The sequence below is a fragment of the Streptomyces sp. NPDC020996 genome, assembly GCF_040641355.1.
In the GTDB taxonomy this organism is placed as follows: Bacteria; Actinomycetota; Actinomycetes; order Streptomycetales; family Streptomycetaceae; genus Streptomyces.
Window position 1 is genome coordinate 45765 of the sequence record NZ_JBFADM010000026.1, and the last position, 12453, is coordinate 58217.

14 protein-coding genes are annotated in these 12453 nt (G+C 67.1%); 6 read left to right on the forward strand and 8 right to left on the reverse strand.

Annotated elements, in window-relative coordinates; all coding sequences use genetic code 11:
- Positions 1–14: 14 nt before the first annotated feature.
- The 8 genes from AB0G63_RS19370 to AB0G63_RS19405 form a co-directional block, all read right to left on the reverse strand.
- Positions 15–911 carry an IS481 family transposase gene (locus tag AB0G63_RS19370; RefSeq protein WP_360751499.1) on the reverse strand — a complete coding sequence of 299 codons (897 nt, stop codon included), beginning with the start codon at positions 909–911 and terminating at the stop codon, positions 15–17.
- A 37-nt stretch (positions 912–948) separates the two neighbouring features.
- Positions 949–1614 (reverse strand): hypothetical protein, encoded by a 666-nt coding sequence (locus AB0G63_RS19375; RefSeq protein ID WP_360751502.1) that lies wholly within the window; start codon positions 1612–1614, stop codon positions 949–951.
- Positions 1615–1618: 4 nt separating this feature from the next.
- Entirely contained in the window at positions 1619–2308 is a 690-nt protein-coding gene (locus tag AB0G63_RS19380; RefSeq protein ID WP_360751504.1) for a hypothetical protein, read from the reverse strand.
- Between the two features lie 21 nt (positions 2309–2329).
- Positions 2330–3673 (reverse strand): putative T7SS-secreted protein, encoded by a 1344-nt coding sequence (locus AB0G63_RS19385; protein ID WP_360751506.1) that lies wholly within the window; start codon positions 3671–3673, stop codon positions 2330–2332.
- Entirely contained in the window at positions 3670–3987 is a 318-nt protein-coding gene (locus AB0G63_RS19390) for a hypothetical protein (RefSeq protein WP_360751508.1), read from the reverse strand. The genes AB0G63_RS19385 and AB0G63_RS19390 overlap by 4 nt, the downstream gene beginning before the upstream one ends.
- 213 nt (positions 3988–4200) lie before the next feature.
- Positions 4201–5286 carry a hypothetical protein gene (locus AB0G63_RS19395; RefSeq protein WP_360751511.1) on the reverse strand — a complete coding sequence of 362 codons (1086 nt, stop codon included), beginning with the start codon at positions 5284–5286 and terminating at the stop codon, positions 4201–4203.
- Positions 5232–5885: a hypothetical protein gene (locus AB0G63_RS19400; protein WP_360751514.1), complete on the reverse strand. Its 654-nt coding sequence runs from the start codon at positions 5883–5885 to the stop codon at positions 5232–5234. Before AB0G63_RS19400 ends, AB0G63_RS19395 begins: the two co-directional genes overlap by 55 nt.
- A gap of 544 nt (positions 5886–6429) precedes the next feature.
- The gene (locus tag AB0G63_RS19405) at positions 6430–6627 is read right to left on the reverse strand and encodes a hypothetical protein (protein WP_360751516.1); all 198 of its coding nucleotides are present in this window, start codon (positions 6625–6627) and stop codon (positions 6430–6432) included.
- A gap of 604 nt (positions 6628–7231) precedes the next feature.
- On the opposite strand from AB0G63_RS19405, the gene AB0G63_RS19410 reads away from it, so the two are divergent.
- The 6 genes from AB0G63_RS19410 to AB0G63_RS19435 all read left to right on the forward strand — a co-directional run bounded on the left by AB0G63_RS19410 (position 7232) and on the right by AB0G63_RS19435 (position 12417).
- Positions 7232–7966 carry a hypothetical protein gene (locus AB0G63_RS19410; RefSeq protein WP_360751518.1) on the forward strand — a complete coding sequence of 245 codons (735 nt, stop codon included), beginning with the start codon at positions 7232–7234 and terminating at the stop codon, positions 7964–7966.
- Between the two features lie 19 nt (positions 7967–7985).
- Complete coding sequence (locus AB0G63_RS19415; RefSeq protein ID WP_360751521.1) at positions 7986–8846, forward strand: hypothetical protein; 861 nt, start codon at positions 7986–7988, stop codon at positions 8844–8846.
- Positions 8843–10150: an ATPase, T2SS/T4P/T4SS family gene (locus AB0G63_RS19420; RefSeq protein ID WP_360751523.1), complete on the forward strand. Its 1308-nt coding sequence runs from the start codon at positions 8843–8845 to the stop codon at positions 10148–10150. The genes AB0G63_RS19415 and AB0G63_RS19420 overlap by 4 nt, the downstream gene beginning before the upstream one ends.
- A gap of 1 nt (position 10151) precedes the next feature.
- Positions 10152–11123, forward strand: coding sequence for a type II secretion system F family protein (locus AB0G63_RS19425; RefSeq protein ID WP_360751525.1), 972 nt, complete (start codon positions 10152–10154; stop codon positions 11121–11123).
- The gene (locus AB0G63_RS19430) at positions 11120–12043 is read left to right on the forward strand and encodes a type II secretion system F family protein (RefSeq protein WP_360751527.1); all 924 of its coding nucleotides are present in this window, start codon (positions 11120–11122) and stop codon (positions 12041–12043) included. The genes AB0G63_RS19425 and AB0G63_RS19430 overlap by 4 nt, the downstream gene beginning before the upstream one ends.
- 122 nt (positions 12044–12165) lie before the next feature.
- Positions 12166–12417 (forward strand): hypothetical protein, encoded by a 252-nt coding sequence (locus AB0G63_RS19435; RefSeq protein WP_324786362.1) that lies wholly within the window; start codon positions 12166–12168, stop codon positions 12415–12417.
- The last annotated feature ends 36 nt before the right edge of the window (positions 12418–12453 follow it).

The following is a 12453-nucleotide window of genomic DNA, read 5'->3' on the forward strand; positions in this document are numbered from 1 at the left end:
GCGGAGCAGTTCACCTAGCTGTATTGCCCTGTGAGGTTGGGGACGCGGCTGGCTGGTGCTTGGCCTTTCAGCGCGGTGTGTCCGCGGTGGTGATTGTAGGTGTGCAGCCAGCCGGGGAACGCGTCGCGTCGTTCGGTCTCCGTGCGGTAGGGGCGGGCGTAGGCCCACTCGTCGAGCAGGGTGCGGTTGAAGCGTTCGACCTTGCCGTTGGTCTGGGGCCGGTAGGGCCGGGTGCGCTTGTGGGCGATCCCGGCCGCTGCCAGCGCATCTCGCCAGTCGCGTGAGCGGTAGCAGGATCCGTTGTCGGCCAGCACCCGCTCGACCGTGATTCCGTACTCGGTGAAGAAGGCGTGGGCCCGTTGCCAGAAGCCGGTGGCGGTCTCCTTCTTCTCGTCGGTGAGGATCTCGCTGTAGGCCAGGCGGGAGTGGTCGTCGACGACGGTGTGCAGGTAGCTGTAGCCGGCGCCGGATCGGGTCTTGCGGCCTGCGGCCCGGCCGAGGACCTTGTGGCCGCCGCCGTCAGGGATGTTGCCGAGCTTCTTGATGTCGACATGCACCAGCTCGTCGGGCCTGTCGCGTTCGTAGCGGCGTACGACACGGCCGGTGGCCCGGTCCAGGTGGGCGAGGCGGGCCAGGCCGTAACGGGTCAGCAAGCGGTGCACGGTCGAGGGCACCGGCCGCAGCAGGTGTGCGATGCGGGCCGGTCCCCAGCGGCGCAGGAGCCGGACCTTGATGATCCGGCGCTCGGTGCGGGTCGGGGTCCGGCGCGGGCTGGCGTGCGGGCGGGAGGACCGGTCGCACATCCCGGCCTCGCCGAACTGCCGGTAGCGGTCGGCCCAGCGCTGGGCCGTGGTCGGCGAGACCTGGAAGCGTTCCGTGGCTGCTCTGAGGGGCCAGTTGTCCTCGACCACGCAGCGGGCCGCGGATGCGGCAACGCCGTCTCGCCGATCACTTCTGAGATTCGGCCAGAGGGGACTCGAAGCTCGTGAGCTCGGCAATATTCCGGAGGATCGCTCGGTACTGGTCCCGCCGTTCCACTGCGGTGGTGCTGAGCATGAGTACTGCCATGCGCCTGCAGTCCGGGTGTGGAAGGTAGGCGTAGACCTGGAGCAGCGGGGTGCGAGGAAGACCGGATGCTGCGGAAGGGGTTCGTACAATCTCACCCATCGAGGCGGGTCCGCACGGCAGGTCCAGGTATTCGATATGGGCATGCTGATCCGCAGTTGCCACGGCCCGTGCCGCACTTACGGACCGCGGCGACCAGGCGATGTCGCGCCATGACACCGTGAAGAGGGAGTGCAGGGTCTCTTCGCCGCTGCCAGCGACGTCGTCCCGGTGCACACCGATGGAGCAGTGGACCGTGTCCACTTCGCGGAGGGCGAGGAGAAGTTGCTGGCCTGACGCCAACTGAGCGATGAACCGCTGGCGGGTCACTCCGTCGGTGATGGCTTGGACCAGTGGGGCGAGTGCCTCCCTGAGCTTCTTCGCCTCGGCGGATGCGGGAGGGGCGAGCAAGACGTCAAGTGGGAGTTCGGTGAAGCCGCCAGGGACGGCGAACCAGATTCCGGCGCTGGGGTCGTTGACGGAATCGTCGATGACGACGCGAGGTTCCATGTCTTCAGGGTTTCATCGTTGTCGGAGGGTCAAAGTTGGTAGGCCGGATCCCTGCGCGGCGACTGCGCTCGATGTCTTCAGGGGTAGCTCCCCAGTCGGTGACAGAGGATACAGTTCCGTTCGCCCTCATCTGCTGATGCAGGAATCGGAAGCGTCGCGGCATCCTCCCGTCCGGTGAGGGCGCAGCGATCACTCCGATGAAACGCGGGTCTCCCGCAAGCCACACCACGCTGATCTGTTCCTTTAGATTAGGCGCTGCCTTAGGAGCCATACGTCGGCCCCACCAGCCGACTCCCCAGTGTCGAGGGAACACCATGGGTAGTTGCTCGTCAGGACGCGCAGGGTTTGGGAACTCGAACCATCCGTACTGCCTGCCGACGACGTCTGTCCGGTCAGCGATTCCGTGGGGGATGTCACTGAACAGACGCCATGGGTAAATTTGCAAAACCCGCTTTGTTCGGAAAGCGAAAAGAATGGAGAAAACTTGAATGAAAGCTCGATAGAAGCTGTACACCAGAAATGGCACAAACAGTACTGTGTAGCCGGGAGTCACGAAGACCGCTAGGAATGCCAGCAGGGCAAACCAGAGGGCGATCCAGCCGAAAAAAGCGGTCAGGCTCGCTGTCAGATATTTGAACCATGCGCGCCTGGTCGGCGGATGATCCCATGCCGCGGGGTGGTCTGACGGGTTCATGGGCGTCTCTTTTCCTCTGTGTCAGAACGCGTGCTGGGCGAGGTCGATCAGGGTGCCACCGTCGAGGATGCTCCTAATTCCGTCAATTCCGGTCGCACTGTCCCCTGCTCCGTCATTCTCCAGCTCGTCTACAGCACTCGAGGCCAATCCATAGCCGGCCGTCACTACGCCGAGTGAAGCCGAGGTGATCTCCACGATTTCCCCGGCCTTGGCGGAGTCGCGAGCTCCGCGCACCACGAAATCCAGGGCCGGATTGCCGAGATCTGAAATGGCCTTCGCTTCACTCATCGTCTTGCTGCCCAATGTTGTCACTATTTTTCCGAGAGTAACAGCTTCTTCGCCCGTGCGTAGAGCGTACATAGTTCCGCGGACGCCCATGCCTACAGCAGCAACACCCGGAACCACTCCGAGGATATCGCCGCCAAGACTGACGGCATTCCCCCAGAAGTCGGAATCGAACTCGCCCTTCGTGAAGCCGTCCTCCAAGGAGGCGAGAACTTCAGTATCAGAAATCCGCATTGCAAGCGCGGATGCGCTCAATGCGGCCGCTGCCAGCAACAGCACAGCCGCGGCCGTGCCGCCTGTGGCCACGAAAAGGGCGACGAGGCCGATGACGCCGGCGGTGAAACTCAAAATGTCGGGCAAATTTTCAGTGAACCAGTCGCTGAATTCCTCAAGCCAGCCTGGTTCATGAGGTGCCAACTTCTCCGTGGCATCGCGGATCTTGCTGGAGCGGTATCGGGCTTTCTCCTCGTGTTCCTCGGCAAGTTTCTTCGCCTTGCCGAGGATCTTGTCAAGCTCCGCTTGAGCCTCTTCCACCGCAGTGTTGGCACTGGAGAGTGCCTTCTGTGCACTGCCGTGTCGGCTGCCTTTTCCATCGAGGTCGGGGTTGTCTTTTGCTTTTGTAGCGTGGCCTTTTGCTGCGTCTATGGCCTCCTGTGCATCCTTGGCCTCCTGCTCGAGCTTCTTTGCTCGACGTTGAAAATCTTCCAGTTCGCCCTCCCAGCCGTTTAGCTGCCGAGCGGCTTTGCGAATGGAATGTGCGGCGTTCTTCAGATTCAGTGGAAGGGGGCCGCCATCGAGTTGTTCGCGAAACGCTACGGCCGCGTCGCCCTTCCAATAGCTTCCGTCCATCAACGCCGTAACGAGCCCATGCGTCTCTTCCAGGACCTTCGCACAACTGCTGAGCTTGTTGTAAAGGTTGCGGACCGTTTCGGTGTCCCCGGGGGTGGGATTGAAGCCCAAGTGTGGATAATTTGGGTTCGGGATGGAAGGAGAGGACTTGAGCCCCTGGGGAAGGTTGCCATCCCGGGCTGCAGGGGAGTTGGCAGACGGGGACTGTTCCAGGCCCGGCGTATAGGTCACTTCTTGCCCCCTGCAGCGTGGTGCCTGGACTTCTTCAGAGCTTCTTCCAACGCCTTGTCGACTTCTTCGTAGCTTTCCTTGCTCTTACCGATAATCTCGGCAAGGTCTTCGGTTTGTCTACCGATCTCTTCGGTTCCGTATTTCCAGTCCTCCTGAAAATCTTCGCACGCCGAGTCCAGGTCGTCCGTCCCCAGGCCTGTAACGGTTGCATCGCTCAGCGCCTTGCGCAGGCCATTCAGGGAGGTGCTGGATTTTTTCAGAAGTTTCATGAAGTGTGCGAGTTCACCGCCGTCTACAGCGAGCCGGTCCGCCATATTGCGCTGTCCTATCCCTCGTCAGGTTCTGTTCCAGGAGTAAGTGCCCGTTCGATCTTTCCCTATGGAGCGCGGCCGGCAAGTCCTGCTCCACGGCTGACATCCGAGAGCGGCAGCGGGCAAGGTGCGACTGTTCACAGTGGTGGATCCCCGTGAGACTGAAGTCCAAGAGAAACGGAGCGGCGGCCTATTCAGATGTTGCATTGACCCTGGTCAGCGGTTGATGGCCTGGATTTCCTGTACGGCGACATTCTGTGTGGCGCCGAATGTGCCGTCGGGTAGTTCGTCGCCCGTACCGTCCGATCCTGTCCAGTGGATCTTCCAGGTGAGGGTGCCCTTGAGCGGGTAGGAGCCGTCGCCCGAGGAGCGGAGGTACTTAACCCCACATGGGGGGGTTTCGTCCGCCTTGCCTGTGGCGTACGGCTCGCCGATCAGACCGTCCCTGATCCGGCAGACGCCGGAGGCCGGGTAGGTCTCCGCATCTGCGGTGCCCGGGTCGATCTTCAGGGAGACGGGCTCAGCGGTCGTCGTCGCGGAGATTCCCAAGACGGGCACGGAGGCGGTTACGGAGACCGGCTTGAAAGCCGCGCCGTCCAACCACGCCCAGGTTGGCAGGTTGACCTTGGTCGTATCTGCCGGGGCGAGAGTCACTTTGGTACTGGGGACGCGGATCTCGTTGTAGGCGAGTTCGGCGAGCACCTTCGGGGTGACGGCCTGAGGTATGTCGGCCGGAGGGTTGGTGTTGGAATCCACCCAGAAGGCGGGCTTCGTGCAGTCGAGGGCGGCCGGATCTCCTTCGCGTCCCGGTGTGACGTAGAAGTCCCACCAATAACCCTTGCCGGTCTTGTCCTGATTGAAGTCCTTGTACGGATGCCCGTTGACATAGTGGTCGCGCTGCTGTGCGTCCCACTCGTCACCGGTCGAACTGGCTGCCCAGATCGGTTCCAGGTAAGCCTTGAGCTGCGCAGGCGTGTATTTGGGTGCGTAATAACAAGCCGGCGGGCTCCAGGTGGTCGTCGAGGTGACAGGGCCGGCCGACTGCCCGGAGCCGTTGTTGGAGCGGTCGTAGACGACGGCTCCCGCGGTCGCGGAGATCGTGCCTTTGCCGTCCGCGGCACCGGATGGGCCAGTGGGCTGCTGGGCGCCTTGTCCTTCGCCCGGCCCGTATGCCGAGGCCGTGCCTGGAAGGCCCAGGCCACACGCGCTCACGAACACGCTGAGGGCCAGGATGCGTGCCCGGCCGGTCACTCGGCGCACGTCTTGGCTCCTCGCTTCGAAATCAAGCTGCTGGTCTGCCACACGCCCTGCTTGTTCTTCTCGAGGCGCGTGTTGTAGAGCACGTACGGGCTCTCGTCCGAAGGCGTTCTGTCGACCTTTTTCGTCTTGCGGTTCTTGTTGAACCCCTTGCTTTCGTCGGAGCAGTAGACGACGGACGCGGAGCCGTCGCCCGTGAGCGTCACCTTGGGTGCGTAATAGCGTGTGGTGCCCGTGAAGGAGAGGTTGGCCTTCACGTAAGCCTGCACCCAGGCCACTGCGTCGCTCAAAGCCTTGTCCCGGTAGTAGAAGGAGAGACCAGGTGCATTGGCATCGCCGCGCAGGATGGCGTCGTTCGTTGCGTCGATGCGTCGCATGGTGTCTGCCAGAACCGCGTCCTGTGTTGCATCGCCGGCTTTCCAGCCCTCGTACTTGTCCGTGACGTCGGACGGCAACTTGATCGGCGGCCGGCCTGCCACGTCGGAAGGCGACGCGCTCGTCGACGGCGTCGCCGCTCCTCCCGCGTCCGCTCCCGGAATCTTGTCGTTGGCCTTGGCGCTGTCGTCCCCGCCCCCGCAGGCTGTCAGCAGGAGGGCTGCGGTCGCGGCGAGCGCGGCGGCAGCGGGTAGAGTGCGGCGCTTCACAGTGGACTCCCCGTGAGACTGAAGTTCGTCAAGGGCACAGACGTTATCGGTGGGCTTCCGGCTTTCGCCACAGCGAACGAGTCTGTCAGCGACGTGTGTTCAGACGTAGCGGAGCACGTGAAGGTGTGGTGGTGTGCCGCAGCCGGTCTCAGCGGCCGGGCTGCCTTTCGAGGGCGAGTGCGGTGAGTCCGAATAGAGCCTCGCGGCCTCACTCCTCGGCGGGCTCGGCGTCGCCGGACTCCGGCTGGCGCATCAGGTGCTTGTGCAACTCGCTGGGCTGATCCTCGGTGGTCAGGACCAGCCAGGATCCGTCCGAGAAGCGGATGCGCAGCTTGTTGCTCTCGTATGCGGGGAGCGGTCCTCGAGGACGGCCTCTCCAGCGGGAATCTCGACGACGATGCCCGTGCGCGTCCCTGCAGATGCTGACTCGTCTGGGGGAGCGGCCAGCGCGATGCGGCCGTCGGGCAGCATCACGAAGCGCTGGTGGTGGTGGGGGGGATGGCTGAATCAGCGCAGCAGGAACCGCGCGGCTGCCCCGTTCCAGTCACCGTCGAAAGGTCTTGTCGAGGCCGAGCTCGACGATGGCCGCATCGCGCCGTTCGTTCTCCAGTTCCGCGGCGCGGGCGCGATCTCGCTCCTTCTCTGTCGCCAGCAGCCGTTGGAGAGCCTCCTTGACCGAGGCCAGGAGGCTCAGCAGCATGACGATGAGCATCAAGGGGCTGCCCAGCACGACCCCCAGCATGCCAAGGGGTCGTAGTGCTGTCGGTATTGCGTCGTCTCGTGGGATGAGCTGACGGTGTCGCTCGATGTGGTGAAGTCGCCGCTCGCCGCCATCCCCGTCGGCGGTGCTCCCGGAATCTAAGGTTCCCGCCGGGCTCCTCGGTCCCTCTCGGCGTGTCCCCTGTGAGTCGTCCGTGCAGGCATCGTGGCGTTTTCGTGAGGGGGAGTTGGAGGGCGCCGGTGTGGAGACGGGGGGTGCTGTGCGGTCGGGTGGCGGTGGCCCTGCCGACGTGTGCGCGGGAACAATCGGGTTTCGCGGGAGCATAGTTGGCTCTTCGCGCGGGTGCCCGGTGTAACTGGGCCGGTACCGAATTTAGTTGCAGATGAGACGGGACGAAGTGGTGTGCGACGCATGGGGCGGGACGTGCCTTGAGGGGCTTATGTGCGGCTGATACGGTGCCATGGCTTGACAGTCACCCCAGCGATGGCTATTCGCCCAGCCCGGGCGGTACGTCCGGCACGTCCGGCGCGTCTGTGTGCGGGCGGGCGCGGGGTGAAGGGTCCGATTGTGCACGGGATTTGTCAGACGTGGCAGACGACGTCTTGGACGTACGGGGAGCGGTTGCGTGAAGATCCAAGAGCGTACGGGTGCGGGCGCGGGCCGTTCCGCCGCTCCGGCTCAGCCGTCGGTCGGTGAGCGGCTCCCCACACCCCCTCGCGAGCGCAAACCCGCCCTGGCCGCGCTGGCCGTCCTGTTGATCCTGGTCGGCGCGCTGGGCGCGACGACGCTGGTGCTGCAGGCCGGTGACCGGATCGAGGTCGTCAAGGTGACCAAGGAGATCCCGGCCGGCGGATCGGTCACCAACGACAACGTGACCTCCGTGATGGTCGCCCACGACAGCGGTATCCACTACGTCGAGTGGTCCCAGCTGGCGACCCTGAAGAAGCTGAAGGCCGTCAACACCATCCCGGCCGGCGTCGTCGCCGTCGGGGAGATGTTCGGCGACGACGCCGGCGTCCAGGCGGGCAAGGCCACCGTCGGCCTGTCCCTCAAGGCGGGCCAGTACCCGAGCGGGCTGGAGGCCGGGGACACCGTCGCCGCCTATCGGGTCGGGTCCGACACCAACTCAAGCAACAGCAACAGCAACAGCGGCACCGGCAACTCCTCGGCCTCGGCCGGCGGCGGCTCCGTGATCGTGGAACAGGCCCGCGTCAGCTACGTGCAGCCGCAGAAGAGCAGCGACCTCGTCAGCAGCACGAACCTGCCGGTCACGCTGACCGTCGACAGCGACAAGGCCGCCGCGCTGGCCCAGGCCGCCTCCGACGGCGAAGTGGCCCTCGTGCTCGTCTCCGGCAACTAGAAGGCGGCTCCCGCACACCATGGCCCTCATCGCACTGGCCGCCGACAAGGGTTCCCCCGGCGTCACCACCGCGGCCGTCGCCCTCGCGGCGGTCTGGCCGCGCCGCGTCCTGCTCGCCGAGACCGACCCGGCCGGCGGCGACCTCGTCTACCGCAGCGCCGCCGCGCACGGCGGCCCGCTCAACCCCAACACCGGCATGCTGTCCATAGCGGCGACCGCCCGGCGCGGCCTTGTCCCCGACCAACTCTGGGACCACGTACAGCCGTTGAGCGGCGGCCTCGAGGTGCTCGTCGGGCTCGGCATCGCCGAGCAGGCCGCCGGTCTGGCCGGGCTGTGGCCCACTCTCGGCCACGCCTTCGCCTCCCTCGGCGACTCCCCGAACGCGCCCGCCGACGTCATCGCCGACTGCGGACGCGTCAGCGGCGACACCCCGGCCGTCGAACTGTTCCCGCACGCCGCGCTCGTGCTGCTGGTCTCCCGCACCGAGCCGGAGGCCATCGCCCGCGTCCGCGACCGCGCCGCCGCCCTGAACGCGAAGCTGCACGGCGGTCCGCGCGGCGCCGCGAGCCTCGGCACCCCGCTGATCGGCGTCGTCCTGGTCGCCGACCCCGCCAGCGCGGGCAAGCTCGCGAGCCAGGTCAACGACATGCTCGTACACGCCCAGACCGGTGCCCGGGTCGTCGGCACCATCGCCGACGACCCCGCCGGCGCGGACCAGTTGGCCGGACGCAAACGCGGACGCCTCGACAAGTCGCTGCTCATCCGCTCCGCCCGCAAGGTCACCGCGGACCTCTACCAGCAGTACGGCGCCGCCTGGTCCGTACCCGCGCACGGCCCCGTGGGCGGGCACGTGGGCGGGCATGCGGGGGCCGGGGCATGACCGCTGTCGACCACCAGCTGGTCAAGCGGTTCCGGCAGGAGGCCGGCGACCGTATCGCCGAACAGCGCCGCCTGGACCAGGCGAACGGCGTCACGCCGATGTCCACCGAGGACGAACGGCAGTACGCGCGCGCCGTCATCGCCCAGATCCTGGAGGAGTACGCCCGCTCCGAGATCACCGCCGGGCGCACGCCGCTGGACGCGGAGACCGAGGAGCAGTACGCGGCCGCCGTGCACGCCGCCCTCTTCGGCGTCGGCCGGTTGCAGCCCCTCCTCGACAACCCCGAGGTCGAGAACATCGACATCAACGGGTGCGACCAGGTCTTCGTCGGGTTCGCGGACGGCCGCGAGATCAGGGGCGAGCCGGTCGCCGACACCGACGAGGAGCTGATCGAGCTCATCCAGGTGCTGGGCGCCTACTCGGGCCTGTCCTCGCGGCCCTTCGACTCCGCGAACCCGCAGCTCGACCTGCGGCTGCCCGACGGCTCGCGGCTGTCGGCCGTCATGGACGTCGCCCGCCGCCCGGCGCTGTCCATCCGCCGCGCCCGCATGGGCAAGGTGTTCATCTCCGACCTCGTCGGCAACGGCACCCTGGCCCCCGAGGTCGCGCACTTCCTCGCCTGCGCGGTCCGCGCCCGCAAGAACATCATGATCGCGGGCGCCACCAACGCCGGAAAGACCACGCTGCTGCGCGCCCTCGCCAACGAGATCCCGCCGCACGAGCGGCTCATCACCGTGGAACGGGCGCTGGAGCTGGGGCTCGACACCTTCCCCGACCTGCACCCCAACGTCGTCGCCTTCGAGGAACGGCTGCCCAACTCCGAAGGCCAGGGCGCTATTTCGATGGCCGAGCTGGTGCGCAGGTCGCTGCGCATGAACCCGTCCCGGGTCATCGTCGGCGAGGTCCTCGGCGACGAGATCGTCACCATGCTGAACGCGATGTCGCAGGGCAACGACGGCTCGCTGTCCACGATCCACGCCAACAGCTCCAGCGAGGTCTTCAACCGCATCTCGACCTACGCGCTGCAGGCGTCCGAGCGGCTGCCCATCGAGGCCAGCCAGATGCTGATCGCGGGCGCGGTCAACTTCGTCGTCTTCATCCAGCGGCGCAACGGCTACCAGACGGGCGGCCGCCTGCAGCGCGTGGTCACCTCCGTCCGCGAGGTCAACGGCGTCGACGGCCGCGTGCTGTCCAGCGAGGTGTTCACCGAGGCCCCCGACGGGCGGATCGTCCCGCACGCGCCCATAGCGTGCCTGGAGGACCTGATCGCGCAGGGCTACCGGCCGACCGGGACGTGGGGTTGACATGACGTACGAGGCTCTCGGCTCGCTCGGCACCATGGGCGGCCTGTTCTCCACGACCGTCCTGTACTCGATCGCGAGCGGCGTCGCCGTCGGCGGCGGACTCGCGCTGTTCGTGGTCGCCGTACGCGGACTGCCCGCCAAGCCCGACCACGAGAAGCAGAAGGCGGCCGAGCGGGCGAGCGAGCTGGTCCGGTTCGCCGGGCAGCGCGGCTCGATCGCGGCCATCGTCGGGCTCGTCGTGCTGCTGCTGACCCGCTGGGCGGTGGCCGGCATCGCGGCCGGCGTGCTCGTCTTCTTCTGGGACCGCCTCTTCGGCGGCGCCGCGGAGGAACGCTCCGCCATGCGCCGCGTGGAGGCCCTCGCCTCCTGGACGGAGTCGCTGCGCGACACGATCGCCGGCGCGGTGGGCCTGGAACAGGCCATCCCGGCGTCGGCCCGCGCCGCCGCCCCGGTGCTGCGCCCGCACCTGGACGCCCTGGTCGACCGGCTGCGCTCGCGCACCCCGCTGCCCGACGCGCTCCAGCAGCTCGGCGACGAGATCGACGACGCCTCCGCCGACATCATCGTCGCGGCGCTCATCCTCAACGCCCGCCTGCGCGGCCCCGGTCTGCGGCAGGTGCTGGGCGCGCTCGCGAAGTCGGCGCGCGAGGAGGTCGACATGCGCCAGCGCGTGATGGCGCAGCGCGCCTCCACGCGCAGGTCCGTGCAGATCGTGGTCGCCGTCTCCATCGCGTTCGTGCTCGGCCTGTCCATCTTCAACCGCGACTTCGTGGAGCCGTACGGCACGGCGCTCGGCCAGCTCGTCCTCGCCTGCGTCTGCGGACTGTTCGCGCTCGGCTTCTGGTGGCTGCGCAAGCTGTCGACCATCGAGACGCCCGAACGCTTCCTGGTCCGCGACGAGTCGGCCGTGCAGTTCGTCCGCCCGCGGACGCCCGCCCAGCCTGCCCAGTCCGACGAGGGGGTACGACGGTGAACCTGACGATGCCGGTCGTGGTCGGCGCGGTCCTCGGCCTGGGCGTCTACGTCCTGATCCGCGCCCTGCTGCCGTCCAGGCGCAGCGCGGTCGCGCAGGTGGCGCGGATCGACGCGATGCGGGCGCGGGGCGCGGCCTACGAGTCGGCACGCACGACGTCCGACCGGGGCCGCCTCGGTTCGCTGCGGGCCGAGGTCGGCGCCCGGGTGTCCGAGTTCTATCTGCAACAGGGCTGGGAACAGCGGTCGTTGCGCGCGGACTTGGCCGTCCTGGACCGCAGCTGGGAGAACTTCCTGGCGACGAAGGTGTTGCTGGCGGTGGCCGGGCTGTTCTTCGGCCCGTTCCTGTTCGCCGTCGTCTGGACCATGGGCTTCAGCAAGAGCCCGGTCATCCCGGTCTGGCTGGCGCTGGTCTGCGCCCTGCTGTTCTTCTTCCTGCCCGACCTGGAGGTACGGCGGGACGCGGCCGACAAGCGGCGTGACCTGCGGCGCGTGATCGGGGCGTACCTGGACCTGGTGTCGATGAGCCTGGCCGGCGGGCGGGGCCTGCCGGAGGCGCTCATGGCCGCCGCGGAGGTCTCCGACGGCTGGGCGACGCGGCGCATCCGCAACGCCCTCGCCGACGCCCGCATCACCGGCATCAGCCAGTGGCAGGCGCTGGGGCAGCTGGGCGAGGAGATCGGCGTCGAGGAACTGAAGGACCTGTCCGCGTCGCTGGCCCTGGTGGCCGACGACGGCGCGAAGGTCCGCGAGTCCCTCGCCTCCCGCGCCGAGACCATGCGGCACCGCGAACTCGCCGAGATCGAGGGCAGCGCGGGCGAGAAGTCGCAGTCGATGCTGGTGGCGCAGCTGCTGCTGTGCGCCGGGTTCCTGGTCTTCCTGATCTTCCCGGCGGCGATGCGGGTGTTCCAGGTGTCATGAGCCGGTCGCAGAGCCGTTCCCGATCCGCAGAGCCGTTCCCGATCCGCAGAGCCGTACCCGTTCCGCAGAGCCGTTCCGCAGCCTTCTTCGGACTTCGGACGATTTCGAGAGGACAACGCGTCATGAACGCACGTAACTTCCACACCGGCGTCCCGGCCGTGGACTTCCTGGTCACGTTCCTGCGCGGCCGTGTCGAGCGGGCCCGCTCGGGCGAACTGGACCGCGGCGCCTCCGCGGTCGAGTGGGTCATCATCTCGGCGGTCGTCGTGGCGATCGTGGGAGTGGTCGCGGCGATCATCAACCAGGCGCTGAGCGACGGAGCGACCAAGGTCGGCGACTGCATCAAGGGCGCCAGCGCGAGCAAGACCTGCTGAACGTCCCATCTACTCAACGGGGTTCTCGGTGCGCGT